18 protein-coding genes are annotated in these 17383 nt (G+C 47.0%); 8 read left to right on the top strand and 10 right to left on the bottom strand.

Translation table 11 applies throughout. The features are described from left to right. Positions 1–9 precede the first annotated feature (9 nt). From Q7C19_RS11730 to Q7C19_RS11715, 4 genes are all read left to right on the top strand, one after another. Positions 10–2139 (top strand): heavy metal translocating P-type ATPase, encoded by a 2130-nt coding sequence (locus Q7C19_RS11730; protein WP_375092187.1) that lies wholly within the window; start codon positions 10–12, stop codon positions 2137–2139. After that, entirely contained in the window at positions 2136–2342 is a 207-nt protein-coding gene (locus tag Q7C19_RS11725; protein WP_023466808.1) for a heavy-metal-associated domain-containing protein, read from the top strand. The genes Q7C19_RS11730 and Q7C19_RS11725 overlap by 4 nt, the downstream gene beginning before the upstream one ends. Before the next feature lie 86 nt (positions 2343–2428). Continuing rightward, a complete protein-coding gene (locus Q7C19_RS11720; protein WP_035411332.1) occupies positions 2429–2653 on the top strand; it encodes a hypothetical protein in 225 nt (74 codons plus the stop codon). A gap of 170 nt (positions 2654–2823) precedes the next feature. Further along, positions 2824–4125 (top strand): globin-coupled sensor protein, encoded by a 1302-nt coding sequence (locus Q7C19_RS11715; protein ID WP_056064050.1) that lies wholly within the window; start codon positions 2824–2826, stop codon positions 4123–4125. A 53-nt stretch (positions 4126–4178) separates the two neighbouring features. Here the strand turns inward: Q7C19_RS11715 and Q7C19_RS11710 are convergent, their stop codons facing one another. From Q7C19_RS11710 to Q7C19_RS11690, 5 genes are all read right to left on the bottom strand, one after another. After that, positions 4179–4784: a class F sortase gene (locus tag Q7C19_RS11710; RefSeq protein ID WP_056064053.1), complete on the bottom strand. Its 606-nt coding sequence runs from the start codon at positions 4782–4784 to the stop codon at positions 4179–4181. After that, positions 4756–5544 (bottom strand): DUF4397 domain-containing protein, encoded by a 789-nt coding sequence (locus Q7C19_RS11705; RefSeq protein ID WP_035411338.1) that lies wholly within the window; start codon positions 5542–5544, stop codon positions 4756–4758. Before Q7C19_RS11705 ends, Q7C19_RS11710 begins: the two co-directional genes overlap by 29 nt. 525 nt (positions 5545–6069) lie before the next feature. Then, the gene (gene speB, locus Q7C19_RS11700; protein ID WP_290773770.1) at positions 6070–6942 is read right to left on the bottom strand and encodes an agmatinase; all 873 of its coding nucleotides are present in this window, start codon (positions 6940–6942) and stop codon (positions 6070–6072) included. A gap of 114 nt (positions 6943–7056) precedes the next feature. Next, the gene (gene speE / locus Q7C19_RS11695) at positions 7057–7899 is read right to left on the bottom strand and encodes a polyamine aminopropyltransferase (protein WP_023466799.1); all 843 of its coding nucleotides are present in this window, start codon (positions 7897–7899) and stop codon (positions 7057–7059) included. A gap of 144 nt (positions 7900–8043) precedes the next feature. Beyond that, positions 8044–8715 carry an NAD(P)H-dependent oxidoreductase gene (locus Q7C19_RS11690; protein ID WP_290748274.1) on the bottom strand — a complete coding sequence of 224 codons (672 nt, stop codon included), beginning with the start codon at positions 8713–8715 and terminating at the stop codon, positions 8044–8046. A gap of 378 nt (positions 8716–9093) precedes the next feature. Here Q7C19_RS11690 and Q7C19_RS11685 point away from each other — a divergent pair, with 378 nt between their 5' ends. Together Q7C19_RS11685 and Q7C19_RS11680 are read left to right on the top strand one after the other, a co-directional pair. Beyond that, entirely contained in the window at positions 9094–10650 is a 1557-nt protein-coding gene (locus Q7C19_RS11685) for a BCCT family transporter (RefSeq protein WP_290748276.1), read from the top strand. Positions 10651–10740: 90 nt separating this feature from the next. Further along, positions 10741–11586, top strand: a complete 846-nt coding sequence (locus tag Q7C19_RS11680; protein ID WP_290748279.1) for a metallophosphoesterase — start codon at positions 10741–10743, stop codon at positions 11584–11586. A gap of 35 nt (positions 11587–11621) precedes the next feature. Here Q7C19_RS11680 and Q7C19_RS11675 read toward each other — a convergent pair whose 3' ends face one another. Both Q7C19_RS11675 and Q7C19_RS11670 read right to left on the bottom strand, forming a co-directional pair. Next, on the bottom strand, positions 11622–12116 hold the full coding sequence (locus Q7C19_RS11675) for a YwhD family protein (RefSeq protein WP_023466794.1): 495 nt from the start codon (positions 12114–12116) through the stop codon (positions 11622–11624). A 65-nt stretch (positions 12117–12181) separates the two neighbouring features. Beyond that, positions 12182–12706, bottom strand: coding sequence for a hypothetical protein (locus Q7C19_RS11670; RefSeq protein ID WP_035411354.1), 525 nt, complete (start codon positions 12704–12706; stop codon positions 12182–12184). 169 nt (positions 12707–12875) lie between these two features. Here Q7C19_RS11670 and Q7C19_RS11665 point away from each other — a divergent pair, with 169 nt between their 5' ends. Then, the gene (locus Q7C19_RS11665) at positions 12876–13061 is read left to right on the top strand and encodes a 2-hydroxymuconate tautomerase (protein WP_023466792.1); all 186 of its coding nucleotides are present in this window, start codon (positions 12876–12878) and stop codon (positions 13059–13061) included. Positions 13062–13133: 72 nt separating this feature from the next. Continuing rightward, positions 13134–13778: an NAD(P)-dependent oxidoreductase gene (locus Q7C19_RS11660; RefSeq protein WP_375092186.1), complete on the top strand. Its 645-nt coding sequence runs from the start codon at positions 13134–13136 to the stop codon at positions 13776–13778. 55 nt (positions 13779–13833) lie between these two features. On the opposite strand, the gene Q7C19_RS11655 is transcribed toward Q7C19_RS11660, so the two are convergent. From Q7C19_RS11655 to Q7C19_RS11645, 3 genes are all read right to left on the bottom strand, one after another. Then, on the bottom strand, positions 13834–15012 hold the full coding sequence (locus Q7C19_RS11655) for a NupC/NupG family nucleoside CNT transporter (RefSeq protein WP_035411361.1): 1179 nt from the start codon (positions 15010–15012) through the stop codon (positions 13834–13836). Between the two features lie 122 nt (positions 15013–15134). Next, positions 15135–15992: a phosphotransferase family protein gene (locus tag Q7C19_RS11650; protein ID WP_081780423.1), complete on the bottom strand. Its 858-nt coding sequence runs from the start codon at positions 15990–15992 to the stop codon at positions 15135–15137. Continuing rightward, positions 15989–17296, bottom strand: a complete 1308-nt coding sequence (locus Q7C19_RS11645) for an HD domain-containing protein (RefSeq protein WP_375092185.1) — start codon at positions 17294–17296, stop codon at positions 15989–15991. Before Q7C19_RS11645 ends, Q7C19_RS11650 begins: the two co-directional genes overlap by 4 nt. Between the last annotated feature and the right edge of the window lie 87 nt (positions 17297–17383).

The raw sequence follows: 17383 nt of genomic DNA, 5'->3' as shown, positions 1-17383 counted from the left end.
GGTTTTCTGATGTCAAAAACGATTGAGTTTGATATTGAAGGGATGACATGTGCCGCCTGTTCCGCTCGGATTGAAAAAGTCCTGAACCGGATGGACGGCGTCGAAGCAACGGTCAACTTACCACTCGAGACGGCTCGTGTCTCGATTTCTGATGCCTATAATGATCAAGCGATTATCGAAAAAATTCGCAAAATCGGCTACGAGGCCACGGTCAAACAAGCACCACACGCAACAAAATCGAATCGTCGGATGCTGTATCGCTTCGTCATCGCAGCCGTTCTTTCGCTCCCTTTGCTCGCGAGCATGCTGACACATATTCCGAATAGTCCATTCCATCTTCCATTCTTGATGAACCCGTGGCTACAATTTGCTTTAGCGACACCGGTTCAATTCATCATCGGTGCGCCCTTTTATAGCGGGGCTTATAAAAGCTTACGGAGCGGGAGTGCTAACATGGATGTCCTTGTCGCGCTCGGGACATCGGCAGCCTACTTCTATTCCGTTGCTGAAATGCTGTTCGTCTCTGATATGCCACACCTCTACTTTGAGACAAGTGCGATTCTGATTACACTCGTCTTGCTTGGGAAGGTTCTCGAAGACCGTGCGAAACAACAGACGACAGGAGCGATTAAAAGTCTGCTTTCCTTACAAGCGAAAGAAGCCATCGTTTTGGAAGATGGGCAGGAACGGATCGTTTCAATTGAGGCGATCCAAGCCGGGATGGTGTTGCTCGTAAAACCCGGAAATAAAATTCCGACAGACGGTATTGTTCGCGCAGGTGATGCGTATCTCGATGAGTCGATGTTGACCGGTGAATCCGTTCCTGTTCATAAGACTGTTGGCGCATCCGTCATTGGTGGTACGCTGAATACGAACGGTTCCTTACAAATCGAGGCGACAAAGATCGGGCAAGCAACGGTTCTCGCACAAATCATTCGCGTCGTCGAGCAAGCGCAGACCGAAAAAGCGCCGATTCAGCGCCAAGCCGATCGGATTTCTGGTGTGTTCGTACCGATCGTCGTCGCCATCGCGCTTCTGACATTAGCCGCTTGGTGGATGTTCACCGGTTCCTTTGCAGAAGCGATTCGTCCTGCCATCGCGGTTCTCGTTATCGCCTGTCCGTGTGCACTCGGACTCGCAACACCAACTTCAATCATGGTCGGAACCGGAAAAGGAGCGGAACGAGGGATTCTCTTTAAAGGGGGGGCTCAACTGGAGAACCTCCAACATGTCGATGCTGTCGTCTTTGATAAGACTGGAACACTGACAGTCGGTCGCCCTGTCGTCGTCGAGACGTTTGGCACGGAGACAGCGCTCGATTTCGCTGCCGCGCTCGAACGTCAATCCGAACATCCTCTTGCCCGTGCCATCACAGCAGAGCGGGATGTCGTTTTTGATATCGAACAGTTCCATGTCGAATCAGGACGTGGGATCACAGGACAAATCATGGGACATGATTTGATCGTTGGTTCAGCGCGAATGATTCAGGAACGAAACATCGCCCTTCCTGACTGGACGTCACTCGGAGCGACACTCGTGTATGTCGCCGTCGATGGAGAAGTCGCTGCCGGATATGCCATCCGTGACGCGTTAAAAGATTCAGCGAAAGAAACAATCCAGCGGTTGCGAGAGACTAAGGACGTGTATCTCTTGACCGGTGATCGTCGTGAAGTTGCTGATCATCTAGCAGAAGAACTCGGACTTGATCGAGCGTTCGTCTTTGCTGACGTCTTACCTGTTGAAAAGGCAGATGTCATTCAGTCACTTCAACAAACGAAACGTGTCGCGATGGTCGGAGACGGTATCAATGATGCTCCCGCTCTTGTAACGGCGGACGTCGGCATCGCGCTCGGCAGCGGCACAGATGTCGCCCTCGAAGCAGCCGACGTGACGTTGCTTGGACACGATTTAAAACAAGTTTTACTTGCGATCGAACTAAGTGAGCAGACAATGAAAAACATTCGTCAAAATCTCGTTTTCGCACTCGGCTACAATACGATTGGCATCCCTGTTGCTTTTCTTGGTCTGCTTGCTCCATGGCTTGCGGGCGCCGCCATGGCATTCAGTTCTGTCTCTGTCGTGACGAATGCGTTACGATTAAAACGTACCCCACTATCTGAAGGAGGAACTTCATCATGAAAGAAACAACGTTATCTGTTATCGGTATGACATGCAATCACTGTAAAGCGAGTGTCGAATCAGCTTTATCTGAAGTCGAAGGTGTACAACATGCTACTGTCTCACTGGAACAAAACCAAGTGACGGTACAGCATGAAGACGTTCCTCGTGAGCGCCTCGTCGATGCAATCGAAGAGATCGGCTATGATGTGCCGACTGCTTAAACATCCATGCCAAACTGCTTCTAACACGCAGTTTGGCTTTTTTGTTTTTTGAAAAGCGGGAATATACGGAGTAAGGAGGGGTTCGTATGGTACCGCAAATCGAATTCGTAGAACACTTCGACGACAACAAAGGAAAACGATTCAAAATCGAACTTTGGAATCTCGGAACCTTCACATTCAGTGCCGAGTCAGCTCGTGGACCTGTCACCCGTTTCACCTCCATCGATATTCAATTCGTTCAAACCTGCGTTCAACGAATGCGCTCGATCGTGGACGCCAAAAAAGCATTCCAGGAAGATCAACCGGTCTAATCCTGTCTTTTTTCATTCTCCTCATGGCACTTGCCATGAGTTTTTTTGTTTCCGGTCAATGTTTTTCAATATTCTCGTCTTTTTTTCGAAAACCAGTATCGCTTCGTCAAGATGAACCGATAAGAAACAGACATCATTTTATTCACATCTTGAGTATTGGAGGCAACTACGTGCGCAATCCTTTTAAAAGTAAGACTACTTCGGTTTATCAAGCTACAATCGGCTTTCCTGATTCTCATCTCATCACGAAGACGGCAGATCCTGATCTTACATCTCGTCTCGTATACATGGGGTATACAGAAGAACAGCTACAGACACTTAAATCGATGGCACCTGTCGTTCAAGGCATCTTAGATGAGGTCCTCGAGCAAGTGCTTGACCATCTATTATTGAATCCAGAGATGGCAACGATCGCGAAACAATCATCGACACGCGAACGATTGAAAAAAGTCTTTGCAGACTACTTCACGAGTCTTCTGACAGGAAACATGGATGAATCCTTCCTTGCGATGCGGACACGGATGGGACAGACGCATAAACACAACTTCGTTCCCGTCACTTGGTTCATCGCTTCATATGCTGCGTTTCAGACGTTGTTGATTCCTAAAATCGTCGAACATTATCAGCATGACCCAGCGCAACTGACAACAGCCGTGCTTGCATTGACTCACGCGATGAACTTAGATGCTCAAATCGTAACGAGTCAGTACGTCGATTCTCGTCTTCATGAAGTAACGGCAGCGAACGAGTCGCGCCGTCAACTGCTGACAGACGTCGTTCGTGTCAGTCAAGAAGTCGCAAGCTCCGTCGAACATACGGATCATGCCATCATCGAAACGAGCCGACGTGCTTCACAAGTGTTGGCAGAAACAGATCAGACGGAGCAGACGAGCCAGCAACTCGTCCAAATGACGATTGCTAACGAACGACAGATGCAACAGATGGAGCAACAATTCGCTCAATCAACACAACAAGTTGGTACTTCGCTTGAAAGCATCCACGAATTGAAAACGACGTCGGATGAGATCGTCCAGATGACACAAAGCATCGAAGCGATCGCCAATCAAACGAACTTACTCGCGTTAAATGCTTCGATTGAAGCAGCCCGCGCCGGTGAACACGGTAAAGGATTCGCTGTCGTAGCGACGGAAGTCCGGAACCTTGCTGAAAATGCCAAGTCATTAAGTAGCAGCATCAATGGTCTGATTCAAAAGAACAATGGCAACATTACACAACTGGTTTCTCAGATGGAAGACATCACACGCGCCAACACTGCATCTCAGCAAGAATTACAACAAGTCAAACAAGGAATCCAAACCGTTAAGAGTGAAATGGAAAACTCACTGACGTTGTTTGGTCGTAATAAAGAAAACCTTGGACAAATCGTCGAGACGATCCAAGGTCTCAGTAAAACGACGCAAGGCTTGACGACACTGACGACGGATCTTGTCGCAGCTTCAGAAACACACTAAAAAACAGGTCTCTCTTTTTCGGTCATAGCCGAAGTGAGAGACCTGTTTCATTTTTAATTGTCTTGTTCTGCCGTGACGACAAGACGTTGATCGTACCCTTTTGAGTTTGTAAACGTACCAATGCATGAAATGAGCGTCAGTTTGTTCATGACGGTCGCACCAAAGATTGATCCGACTGGTGCTTCATCGACAGGATAGGACATGACGTTCGTCACCACGTATGACACCTGTTGTCCTGTTTTCCCTGTCACTTCAATCCGTTGCCCTTTTTTCATCTTGGCTAAATCATAAAAGACAGCAGGTCCCTTTTCATCGTCTAGATGTCCTGCTAATACGACATTTCCGGTTTGACCGGCTTTCGCACCGTATTTATACCACGCGACTTGATCCGTTTTTTTGGGCACATCCATCCGTCCTTGCTTATCCTTCCCGACGACTTCGATGTTTGCTTTCACATCGAGCGTCGGAATCATAATACGCGTTGGAATGAATGCTTCTTCGTCCACCATTTCGGATGAAGTGGACGAAGAAGACGTCGTTTCAGTTTGTTTTGGTTTTTCCGGCTTTGTAGTACCTGGAGGTGATCCCGATTGGCATCCGGCTAATACGAGTAAGAGAAGCAGACTACTCTTAAGCGTTTTGTTTACGACGGACGACATACGCTGTTCCTACTAACAAGGCAGCTGCTGCTGCGACTGCCCATGGTGTAGCAGAAGTCGTATCAGCAGAACCACCAAGTCCTGTATCTGGCATTGATGCCATTTCACCGCCATCTGGAATTAAGAGAACATCAAACGCTGGCTCGCCTTCTAGTAAACCGATTGCGAGAGCTGTATAGTTTTTGCCACTGTCGAGTTTGACGCCATCAAGTGCTTTGACGACATCCGTTGCGCCTGCAGGGCGGACTTCAAGGTCATACGTACCTGCATCGAGTGTACCGTAGTCAGAGACTTTTGAGAATTCAAGGTTGCTAAAGAGTGGGTCTCCACCTTTTGGTGCGACATCAACAGCAGGTGCATCTGGTGCAAAGTGTGCGACACGGACCATTGATTTGCCGTCTTCGCCTTTGCCGTTGTCTTCCATGACAGCAAGTTTAATATCAGCAAGTTTACCGATTGCTGCGACAGAATAGAATTTACCAGCTTCCACATTGAGTGTTTGAGAGAGCACAGGATCTTTTGTTGTTCCTGCAGCGAATACTTCTACTTTATGTTCGCCAGCTGGTAGTGTGAGGTAATCTGTGACATCTTTGAATTTTGCTCCTGATACGGCTTTTTTGCCATCGACCGCGATATCGACTGCCGGAGCATCTGGTGAAGCATGAATGACACGAACCATTGCGTCATCTGCTGCGCCTACCGGAAGCACGAATAGTGCAAACAGTAACGTAGCAGTCACAAACGATAAGAGTTTCTTCATCTTTTTTCCACCTTTCTGATTGTCAAATGTACATCGCTCTCAAACCAATGTTCTTACACTTCAGAATATTTCCGTCGTGGTGACATCTTAAACTTAAGATACTTCCGTATATGTGTAAAGATTTTAGTGTGCTATGAACTTGTTTTGAAAACACACTGACCTTCTTTTTGTTTTCGAAATAAAATACATAACAAATCAATTGAAAAGAAGGTTAGTTATGATACAGCCTCGTCACGGTTAAGTGCCTACCTGTCCGTTTTACTTCTGACGTTCTTGAATCCGATGACGAGCGGACAGGATGCCGTTTTGTTTCTAATCGGTATTTTTCTTGGTTCTGCCACCTGGGGGAGCATCCTGGCAAACATCACACACCTGCTTAAACACCAGATTGCGACGTCCGTTCTACGCGTCGTCCAATAGACATCTGTCAGTCTGATCATCGGATTCGGTGCATTCGGAGTCGGTCAGTTCTTCTTCTAAACAAAACAAAAGAGACCGACATCACGTCTGGTCTCCTTTGTCTATTTATTTAATGAATCCAATCATCATCTCGCGCAACACTTTTGCTGCTGCGATCGCTGTCATATCCGATTGATCATACGCTGGGCATACTTCTACCAAATCAGCTCCGATGACGTCGACGTCTGCTCGTGCAATCATGTGAACGACTTCGAGTAGTTCCTTCGTCGTCACCCCACCGATTTCTTGTGTCCCTGTTCCTGGTGCTGCTGACGGATCAAGGACATCGATGTCGATCGTGACGTAGACCTTTTTCCCGGCAAGTGTTGGAAGAACTTGACGAAGCGGCTCGACGATCTCGTATTTGAAAAGGTTGTAGCCTGACGTCTTCGCCCATTCGAACTCTTCTTTCATCCCCGAACGGATTCCGAACGAATAGCAGTTCTCCGGTCCGATCAAGTTCGCGATTTTCTTGAGTGGCGTCGAGTGCGACAATGGCTCACCTTCGTACTCGTCACGCAAGTCCGTATGCGCATCAAAGTGAAGCACAACAAAATCATCATAGTGTTTATCGAACGCTTTGACGACTGGCCACGTGACTAAATGTTCGCCACCCATACCGAGCGGGAACTTGCCTGCTGCCAGTAATGAATCGACGTATTCTTCAATCATATCAAGTGATTTTTGCGCATTCCCGAATGGTAACGGAATATCTCCCGCGTCAAACAACTTCGCGTCGGCGATGTCGCCATCTAAGTACGGGCTATATTCTTCTAAACCAAGTGAGACTTCACGGATACGTGCCGGACCGAATCGTGAACCGGGACGGAAACTGACCGTCCAGTCCATCGGCATGCCGTATAAAATTCCTTTTGCATCCTCGTGAGTCGGTTGACTCGCGATAAAGACTTTTCCTGAATATGCTTCATCAAAACGCATGATCCATTCCCCCTGTTCATTGGTCGTTTGCTGCTGCAAACGCCTCTTTACCTGACAACAGAGCGATTTCGAAGATCGAAACCGCTCTGTTCATGTGTGCTATAGTGACTGAACTCAGCCGTTCGTCAAATCTTTAACGAACTTCGGAAGCGCGAAAGCTGCCGTGTGAAGCTCAGGCGTGTAATACTTCGTATCGATCTCGTGGAACCGCTCTGGTGCGACAGCAAGCGGATCGTGTTTCTTTGATCCGATCGTGAATGTCCAAAGACCACTTGGGTATGTCGGAACGTTAGCGATGTAGAGCTTCGTGATCGGGAAGATTTCTTTGACGTCGCGTTGAACATCACGGATCAAATCTGGTGTGAACCATGGGTTATCCGATTGTGCGACGAAAATGCCGTCTTCTTTCAATGCTTTTGAAATACCAGAGTAGAAGCCTTTCGTAAACAAGTTGACCGCTGGACCAACTGGTTCTGTCGAGTCGACCATGATGACATCATACTCGTTTTCTGCTTCTGCGATATGCATGAATCCATCCCCAACGATGACTTCGACGCGTGCATCGTCCAATCCACCTGCAATGTTCGGGAGGTATTTTTTCGAATACTCGATGACTTTTCCGTCGATTTCAACCAAAACAGCTTTTTCGACGGACGGGTGTTTCAAGACTTCACGGATGACTCCGCCGTCTCCTCCACCAACGACCAGAACCGATTTTGGATTCGGGTGTGTGAACAATGGGACGTGCGCGACCATCTCGTGGTAAACGAACTCGTCCTTATCTGTCGTCATGACCATTCCGTCAAGTAACAACATCGTACCGAACTCGTCCGTTTCAACCATCTCTAGGCGTTGAAACTCCGTTTGTTCGCTCTCATAAACGTGGTTGACACGGAATGTGATACCGTAATCTTCCGTTTGGTGTTCCGTGAACCATAACTTTAATTTTTGTTCCATTTGCGATAGAACCCCTTTCTTTCATCAAGACAAAAGTTGTTCGTATGCGAGTGGCGTTTACGGCGCTTCTTAATCATACAAATGCGAGTATACCGAATTTCGAAAGAAACTTCTATATAATTTGAAAATTTTTGTCTTCCGTCTTTACTCGACGAACGTCACGATTTCCTCAAGCGGACGACGTTGCTTCTCACGTTTTGGTTCTTCTGCCCGGTAACCGAATGCGACCATGACCGGCACCGTGAAAACAGAACGATCGAGCAGTCCACGATCGACGAGTAATTGCTCGACAGCTTGCTGGTCGAATCCTTCGATTGGGCATGAATCGACATCGATTTGTGCTGCCGTCGACATCATGTTCCCAAGTGCGATATAGGCTTGTTTAGCTGCCCAGTCTTCCATCGCTTTCGGGTTATCACCGATCGCAAAATCCTCTTCTAAAAACAGACCGTAACGCTTCGTCCGTCCGGCTTTCGCTTCTTCGGATAGACCAAGGAAATCCATCATCTGCGTGACATGCGGACCATCTGCCTGCATTTGTTCTCCGGTACGGGCAAGAAACAAGACGAAGTGACTCGCTGTCGGTAATTGTCCTTGTGCGCCCCAAGAAATTTCTTTTAAGGCTTCTCGGATTTCTGGATTTTGAATAACGAGCATGTTCCATGGCTCATATCCGAACGAGCTCGGTGACAGACGCGCCGTTTCTAAAATGAACCGGAAATCGTCTTCTGGGATCATTTGACCATTAAATGCTTTTGTGGCATGACGAGATTGAAATGCTTCGAGAATCGCTTGTTTTTGTTGTTGTTTTTCCATGGGAAATGCCTCCTTCAAAATGATGACTGCTTTTGTTATATCAAATCTGATTTCCGACCGCCTCTGATTTGCTCAGATTAGTCATTACGTTAGTTTTTAAGTAAAACGGGAAATAAGAATATTAACGTCTTTCCTTTCACTATTTAAAAATCATTTTAAACATTTGATTATCCGCCATTTTACACCTTTCCTCTCTGGTAATTCCCTAGTTTCTATGGTTTCATTTCCCAAACGATTTGCTTTTTCACCAAAGTGTTTGTTACGGTAGTACCCTGCGTGATTAGGTTTTGTTATCGGATGCACGGGGTAATGATAATGTCGTTGTCATCATTTGATACAGAACAACCATGTAAAATTCGAAAGAAGGTGTGGAACACGATGGAAAATAATCGAAAAAGTAAGATTACAAAAGTCTTTATGGTATCCGTCATTTTCTGTGTGCTCTTTACCATATGGGGAATCTTACCGGAATCCCTAATCGGTGCAGCTAGTCTCGGAAATGTCACAGCTAAAGCACAATCCTTTGTCTCTGGCGGATTTGGCTGGCTTTATCTTCTCGGCATGAGTGCTTTTTTAATCATTGCTATCTTTTTAATCTTTTCCCGCTTCGGTTCCATCCGACTCGGTAAGGATTCGGACCGACCTGAATATGGTCTCATTTCTTGGTTTGCCATGCTCTTCAGCGCTGGTATGGGAATTGGTCTTGTCTTCTGGGGTGTCTCAGAGCCTTTGACGCATTTCCATACACCGCCGGTCGCAACGGATGATCCGACGGAAGCGGCACGACTCGCGATGCGCTATTCGTTCTTCCACTGGGGATTACATCCGTGGGCCTTGTATGCGATCGTCGGACTTGCCATCGCGTACTCGACATTCCGAAAAGGACGTCCTGCTACGATTGGCGACACGGTCGCTTCATTGATGAAGCCTCAGTTCGCTTCAGCCGGTAAAGGTACCGTCGAAGTACTCGCCATCGTCGCAACGGCGTTCGGTGTCGCGACGTCACTTGGTCTCGGTGCGCAACAAATCTCAGGTGGACTGAACTTCTTGACAAGTAGTATTCCGAACTCATTTGCTACACAAATGATCATTATCGTGATCGTCTCGGTCCTTTATATGATGAGTGCCGCATCTGGTCTTGATAAAGGAATCGTTCGTCTCAGTAACGCCAACATTGTTCTTGCTGTTCTATTGATGGTCGCCGTCCTTTTCCTCGGACCGTTTAGTTTCATCATGGACCTCTTCGTCCAAACGACAGGAGCTTATCTGCAAAATTTACCAGTCATGAGCTTCCGCGCATCTGCTTTTAATCCAGATGAACGCGGCTGGATCAACGATTGGACGATCTTCTACTGGGCGTGGTGGATTTCATGGTCACCATTCGTCGGTACGTTTATTGCTCGTGTCTCGAAGGGACGAACGATTCGTGAGTTCGTCATCGGAATCATGCTCGTCCCAACGATTTTCGGATTGCTTTGGTTCTCTGTTTTTGGCGGATCAGCAATTTGGAATGAACTGTTCCAAAACGTCAATTTGATCACGACGATTAACGATAAAGGAGTCGAAACCGGCATGTTCGCTCTGTTTGAGACATTCGGTGGATTAGGCACATTCCTCAGTATCGTCGCTGTCTTCTTGATCACGACGTTCTTCATTACTTCGGCTGACTCCGCGACATATGTTCTCGGGATGCTTTCGTCTGGTGGTAGTCTCATGCCAAGCTTACGCATTAAGCTCGCTTGGGGTGTTCTCCAGTCTTCGATTGCCGCTGTCTTACTTTATGCCGGAGGATTGAGCGCCTTGCAGGCTGCTTCAGTTCTTGCCGCCTTTCCGTTCATCTTCGTCGTCGGTATGATGATTATCGCTCTATTTAAGGAGTTATCAGATGAACCTGATGCCCAAAAAGAAGTCACGGATTTAAAGCAAGATGCTTAAATTGTTTTGAACTCCTCCTTCCGTCGCATACGGAAGGAGGTCTTTTTTGTTATTCTGAATTATGCTGAACAGAAAGAAATGAGGTGACTCATGCGAAAACGTACACGTTGGCTCGTATCCCTTGGGATTCTAGCGCTAGGTAGTTGGTTTTTATATCGTGAAAATAACGTCATCGACGTCTCAGAGATCACAGTCACGTCGGGTCGCTTGCCAAAATCATTTGATGGCTATCGCGTCGTTCAAATCGCCGACCTACATGGCAAAACGTTCGGATCGGATCAAAAACGACTATTGAAAAAAATTAGTCGTAAATCACCAGATCTCGTCGTCATGACTGGCGATTTGATTGACTCGAGGCGAAACGGAGAAGAAGCTGCCCTTACACTCATGAAAGCGCTCGTCGATCGATACCCTGTCTACTTCGTCACCGGGAATCATGAAGTCCGACGAAATTTAACGATTTTACCGAAGCTTGAGCAGCTCGGTGTCACCGTTCTTCGGAATGAAACGCGTATCATCGAGTATAAAGGACAATCGATTTCGTTACTCGGTATCGATGATCCGACGACGACACGTTGGCGCGAAGGACTATCAGAACCGGATGGGATTCGTCAAAGTCTCGATCAAGCACTGCAAGACGTATCGCCTGATGCGTTCCAGCTCCTGCTTGCGCATCGTCCGGAATATAAATCCTTGTATGCAGAGCGTTCCGTTGATCTCGTCTTATCCGGTCACGCCCACGGCGGACAGATCCGCTTACCGTTTACGGAAGGTCTGTATGCGCCTGGTCAAGGATTCTTTCCAACCGTGACGGCAGGCCGCTATCAGGAACAGCAGACTGAACTGATCGTCAGTCGTGGTCTTGGGAACAGCCTGTTTCCGTTTCGTCTGTTCAATCATCCAGAACTCGTCGTCTTGACGCTGAAACGACCATGAAAAAAGAACGTGTGCCGCGGCACACGTTCTTTTATTTAGACCAACGCTTCATGTAAAGCAGCGTCAGCATTTTCCCACATCTCAGGTTTATGAGTCTGCAAGAAATCACGTAACAATTCCTTTGAACGCTCATCCATGTGATCGACGACGATCCGTCCTTTGAGAGATTTATCCATCTTATTGACGTGATCAGCGAGAATCTTGAATCCGCGACGTGCTTCTGCATCGACTAGCAGATCGCACGCAGCCACACCACCGTAATAGAAGCCTTCAGGTTTACGACCAACCGTCACCCAGACGATCCAGTACAGTTTACCGTTTGGCGTATCGGCTTTATCCGTCGTGAACTTGACGCGTTTCTCGATTGCTGCTTTTGCGTGCATCGCACCCATATCAATGTAAGCTTCGCCGTCTTCCGGAGAAATGATGACTGGTGACATACTATTTAAACTGAGTGTTCCGACACCGAATCCTCCGTGACCGTCTGTAGAGTTATCTGAAATGATATTGAAGTTAATCTTTTTTTCCATCGTGTTTTGTCCCCTTTTATTCCTGTTGCTTCTATCATACCGCATTCCGAGGTGTCTGCAACCAGTCACTCGTAACGGAGTAGCTGTAATTGATCCTCTGTCGCTCGGCGAATCGTCGGGAGACGATAACACGTCATGGATGCAATCTCCTCGTGGGCTGGGGGATTGACCTCTTCGAGATGAAGCAAAGCACGATCAAACAGGGTTTGCGCTGCACGACCGAATAAAAAGAGACGTTCCAGCGAAGAACACCGCGACCGAATCGCACGTAACTGATGCGCCAGTTCTCGCACCTTTGCCTCAACCTCTTCTTCCATGTCGGCTGTCGGTTTTCGATTTTGAAATAACGGTTTGAAACGTACATCGTCCTCAAGCAATGTCAGCATCCCGTATCGCTTTGCTTCTTTTTGATTCAGCAGTTGAGCGAGTTCTTTATCCGTTACGAGTCGACCGAACGGGATGTTCTGTTCAAAGACGATATCTGCAACCTCGAGTCCTTTAGGGCCAGACAATGGATAAGCTGTATCTTCTGGTAACGTCCGATCAAAAATCAGTAGCGTATGAATTTTTTTTCGTATGATCGCGTCCATTATGTCTCTCCTTTTCTGCCGTATGTGTATGACCTTCTTCGCTTCCGACAAGAATAGCTCCTACCTTATACCCTTCTTTTTCGAAAACGATGTTCGAATTGACGAATCCCCTATCGAATGCGCTATACTGATGGCGTATCGTCATCATGCTAGAGGGGGAAATGAAGTCATGCCATATGTCACGGTTAAAATGTTATCGGGTCGTACAGTCGAACAAAAACGCGCCTTGATTGAAAAAGTCACGGAAGCGGTATCGGAAACGACAAATGCTCCAAAAGAAAACATCACGGTCTTCATCGAAGAGATGGAAAAAACAGATTATGGTCAAGCTGGCGTCATGTTTGCAGATAAATAATCAACAAGAGACGTCCGGTCGTTACCGCACGTCTCTTTTTCCCATCTACTTGATCTCCAAGGAGGAATTCTTATGACTACTGTTACTGTACTTGGTGCGACCGGTCGAACGGGTCGCCCTCTAATCGATCGTTTATTAAAAGATGGCTACGATGTCCAAGCACTCGTGCGTTCCGCGTCATCGGACTTACCAGTTCACGATCGCCTTCATATCCTGACGGGAGACGCGACAAACCCGGACGATCTTGAACAAGCACTCGCAGAAAGTACCGCTGTCTTTAGTTGTCTCGGTACCGATCAACAGCAGGTTCTCTCGACAGCAATTCCACATCTCGTCACCAAGATGAAGGAAGCAGACATCGAACGGATCGTCTTCATTGGTACAGCAGGCATTCTCGATGCGTCAGAAGAACCTGGAAAGTATCGTTTCCAATCGAGTGAATCCCGTCGCCGCTCGACAATCGCAGCAGAGGATCACCTGAAAGCTTATTTAACTTTAAAAGATGCAGACGTCGACTTCACCGTCATCTGCCCAACACAATTGACAGAAGATAAAGCACTTGATGCTGACGACTTGTTGATTGAGACGACACGCTTCACTGCATCGACAGGACCGGTTTCCCGGGAGAACGTTGCGCAGTTCGCTTACGAAGTCTACCGTGACGGAACCCACCATCGCGTCCGTGTCGGAATTGCTTCGCACGGTGAAACGAAATAATAGACAAAAAGAGCAATGGATCTGCTGATCCATTGCTCTTTTACATGTGTAACGATTACAGCAAGACGCTGACGACGATTGACGTCAAGACGCTGACGAGAGTTGCACCATACAGTAATTTCAAACCAAAACTAGCTGCAACGCTTCCTTGGCGATCATTCAATCCTTTAACCGCACCAGCGATGATTCCGATCGACGAGAAGTTCGCGAACGAGATCAAGAAGACAGAAACGATTCCGAGTGTACGTTCCGAGAACTCTTTCGTGTACTCAGGAAGGCTTAACATCGCGACAAATTCATTCGTGATCAATTTCGTGGCCATGACACTACCGGCACTGACGGCTTCCGCCCATGGAACACCCATGATGAATGCGAATGGTGCAAAGATGTATCCGAGAATTTCTTGGAACGAGATATCGAGAACCATCAGGAAGATATCGTTGACCATTCCGATCAAAGCATTATAACCGATCAACATCGCACCAACGATGATTGCGACTTTGAATCCATCCATGATGTATTCGCCGAGCATTTCGAAGAACGTTTGCTTCTCTTCGACGATTTCAAGAATATCTTCTTCCGGGTCAACCGTGTATGGGTTGATGATTGAGACGATCATGAAACCACCGAACAAGTTCAAGACGATTGCTGTAACGACATATTTTGGTTCTACCATCGTCATGTACGCACCGACGATTGACATCGAAACCGTCGACATTGCTGATGCACACAATGTGTAAAGACGGTTTGCTGGTAATTGACCAATTTGTTTTTTTACTGTGATGAATACTTCTGATTGTCCGATCGCAGCTGAAGCAACCGCGTTGTAAGACTCGAGACGCCCCATCCCGTTGATTTTCGACAAGACGAAACCAATCCCGCGCATCAAGATCGGTAAAATCTTTGTGAATTGCAAAATTCCGATCAAGGCAGAGATGAAAACGATTGGTAGCAAGACGTTAATGAAGAACGGTTGTGCACCTTCGTTCGCTAGTCCACCAAAGACGAAATCAATCCCGATTGCCGCATAACTCAGCAGTTTTTCAAAGACTTTCGCGACGCCACGAATGACGATATATCCGAACGATGTATTGAGTAAAATGAACCCAAGTACGAGCTGAAGAACTAGCATGACCGCAAGCGGTTTCAATTTGATGCCTTTACGATTGCTGCTGACAAGGAGTGCCAAGCCGAAAACGATAGCCAGTCCGAGTAGTGCGATAAGATATTTCATGAAGTACCCCTCTATCTATTAGTTGTTTATCAGTTGTACATTCGTACGATGTCTGACGTTTAATCTCTTTCCAAGTAATAGAATAATCAATATTTCGAAGAACTACAAGAGAAAAAGTTCATTTAGTAACCGCTTTCGTTATTTTCATAGACTTTCAAGACAAACTTTTCCAAGCGTTCCCGAACATTGTCCTGACTGAGGTTTTGCCTTCCATATGCTTTCCACCCCGAATAGACGTCAATTGTTTCAGGTCCAAAATCAAAAACAGCCCGAATATCCCACGCGTGATCGTACAAACGGTTCGTCTGTTTAAGGTAACTTTTTAAAAAATGATCCGCCATCTCGACGGATTCGAGCAAGGCAAGATTCAAACGACAATGCGCAAGGTCGACTTCAATGGGACCTAAACACGCATTAATCCAATCAATCGTATGACACGTTCCATCCATTTCGTATAACACATTGACCGGATGGAAATCCCGATGAATAAATCGGATTGTTTGACTTTCGATCGGTTCGACCGCCAGTAGCTGACGCCATCTCTCCGGATGCTGCGTCCACGTCGGAACGTAACGTTCCGTCGCATACGGCTGATAGACATAAAGAGATTCTGGTACGGGCAGTGTATGGATTGCCACAAGCATCTGTGCTAGTCGTTCGACATATTGCTCATCCACCTGATCAAGCCGGATCTCTCCCGGTGAACGCGTCATATATAACCAAGGCGGTATTTCGTCCCTAACATCTGTTTGATAGTCCAACACATCTGGTGCTAAGTCACCTGCTGCTCGTAACGCAAACACCTCGTGCAAGACAAGATCAGGCTCCTCATGTAGCCAATCCTGATTCGTATGGACGCGAAGAATTCCCTCACCGACCCGAAAAACAAGGGAGGATGTCGCGCCTTTTAAGACTTCGACCTCTCCTCCCTCCTGTCCAAGCTGTTGCAAGATTTTCGTAAGGACAACGGACGATATCATGATGTCACATTACCAATCAATAACTGGTCGATTTGCATCTTCTCATTCGCATGTTCGCGCAAGTCGTGCAAAATTTCTTGCGGGAAGAACAGCTTCTCATCCGTCTGGCGTGACGTCGCGATGGCTTGAACGAGCGGTGAAACTTGCGAAATCTCTTTCATCTGCCCACCCTTCATCTGTAGCATGATCGGTTGTTTGCTGATCTCACCATTATCCCCATATAAATCGTAAGGAAGACGACTGAGTTTATCTTCTAGCAGATAATACGTCGGATTCAAGCCGATCGCTTCAAACAGCTCGCATAATTTTTCATGGACGAGTTCACGTTTTTCAGCCGGGTAATCGACATACTTGAACAACTTCCGGTCAACGAATCTTTCTGATAGATCAGAAAGGATCGGATCCTGTTCGTTCGCCCACTGCTGAAAATAGAAGTAGACGATCGTCTCATCGAGTCCAAGGAAATCACGCAACTCCATCTTCTGATCAAACAGCGGCATTAAATGAATCGGTGCAATCGCAAACGGATAACCGGAAAGGTATAGCTCCTGTGCTCGTTCGAGAATGGCTTTTAATAGGTAATCACTCGATCGTGTCACCGGATGCAGGTAGACTTGCCAATACATCTGATACCGACGCATGATGTAGTCTTCAATCGAATGCATCCCGGACTGCTTGACGACCATTTGATTCGGCGCCGGACGCAATACCCGAAGCATCCGCTCAAGATCAAATTTTCCGTAGCTGACGCCAGCAAAGTGCGCATCGCGTAATAAATAATCCATTCGATCAACGTCGAGTTGAGAGCTGATCATCGTGACGAGCAGTTGATTCGGGTGCGTTTTATTGATGATCGACGCCACTTCTTCCGCGAATCCCTCTCCCACTTGGTCGAGAACTTTCTTGATTTCCGTATTCCCGAGGATGATTCGCTCTGTCCATGTTTCATGATTGACACCAAAAACATTCTCGAATGCGTGCGAAAACGGACCATGACCGACATCGTGTAATAGTGCCGCAGCCAGCGTCAACTCTCGGTACTGATCATCCCAATCGGCGCGACCATTGAAGACGTCGATCAGTTGGCGCGTGATCTCATAGACGCCGAGTGAATGATGGAATCGCGTGTGTTCCGCCCCATGAAACGTCAAAAAGGATGTTCCCAGTTGTTTGATTCGACGTAGTCGTTGAAACTCACGTGTACCGATCAATTGCCAAATCAACTGATCACTGACATAGATATACCGATGAACAGGATCTTTAAAGACCTTCGTTTCCTTTAATTGACCTAATGATTGATACATATGTTTCTCTCCTTTAAATCGTGTCTATGTCGTTGTTGTTCGGTTTTGTCTCCAAGGATTCCTGTCTCCTGCGGCGCTTCGCACAGA

This window comes from Exiguobacterium sp. PHA03, assembly GCF_041945985.1.
Taxonomy (GTDB): Bacteria; Bacillota; Bacilli; order Exiguobacteriales; family Exiguobacteriaceae; genus Exiguobacterium_A.
The sequence above is the reverse complement of the archived record's forward strand: the minus strand, read 5'-3'. Positions and strand labels throughout refer to the sequence as shown.

Coding starts and splice junctions, on each gene's coding strand:
- Q7C19_RS11730 (WP_375092187.1), top strand. CDS start 10: ATGTCAAAAACGATTGAGTTTGATATTGAAGGGATGACATGTGCCGCC.
- Q7C19_RS11725 (WP_023466808.1), top strand. CDS start 2,136: ATGAAAGAAACAACGTTATCTGTTATCGGTATGACATGCAATCACTGT.
- Q7C19_RS11720 (WP_035411332.1), top strand. CDS start 2,429: ATGGTACCGCAAATCGAATTCGTAGAACACTTCGACGACAACAAAGGA.
- Q7C19_RS11710 (WP_056064053.1), bottom strand. CDS start 4,784: ATGTCGTCCGTCGTAAACAAAACGCTTAAGAGTAGTCTGCTTCTCTTA.
- Q7C19_RS11705 (WP_035411338.1), bottom strand. CDS start 5,544: ATGAAGAAACTCTTATCGTTTGTGACTGCTACGTTACTGTTTGCACTA.
- speB (WP_290773770.1), bottom strand. CDS start 6,942: ATGCGTTTTGATGAAGCATATTCAGGAAAAGTCTTTATCGCGAGTCAA.
- speE (WP_023466799.1), bottom strand. CDS start 7,899: ATGGAACAAAAATTAAAGTTATGGTTCACGGAACACCAAACGGAAGAT.
- Q7C19_RS11690 (WP_290748274.1), bottom strand. CDS start 8,715: ATGGAAAAACAACAACAAAAACAAGCGATTCTCGAAGCATTTCAATCT.
- Q7C19_RS11685 (WP_290748276.1), top strand. CDS start 9,094: ATGGAAAATAATCGAAAAAGTAAGATTACAAAAGTCTTTATGGTATCC.
- Q7C19_RS11680 (WP_290748279.1), top strand. CDS start 10,741: ATGCGAAAACGTACACGTTGGCTCGTATCCCTTGGGATTCTAGCGCTA.
- Q7C19_RS11675 (WP_023466794.1), bottom strand. CDS start 12,116: ATGGAAAAAAAGATTAACTTCAATATCATTTCAGATAACTCTACAGAC.
- Q7C19_RS11670 (WP_035411354.1), bottom strand. CDS start 12,706: ATGGACGCGATCATACGAAAAAAAATTCATACGCTACTGATTTTTGAT.
- Q7C19_RS11665 (WP_023466792.1), top strand. CDS start 12,876: ATGCCATATGTCACGGTTAAAATGTTATCGGGTCGTACAGTCGAACAA.
- Q7C19_RS11660 (WP_375092186.1), top strand. CDS start 13,134: ATGACTACTGTTACTGTACTTGGTGCGACCGGTCGAACGGGTCGCCCT.
- Q7C19_RS11655 (WP_035411361.1), bottom strand. CDS start 15,012: ATGAAATATCTTATCGCACTACTCGGACTGGCTATCGTTTTCGGCTTG.
- Q7C19_RS11650 (WP_081780423.1), bottom strand. CDS start 15,992: ATGATATCGTCCGTTGTCCTTACGAAAATCTTGCAACAGCTTGGACAG.
- Q7C19_RS11645 (WP_375092185.1), bottom strand. CDS start 17,296: ATGTATCAATCATTAGGTCAATTAAAGGAAACGAAGGTCTTTAAAGAT.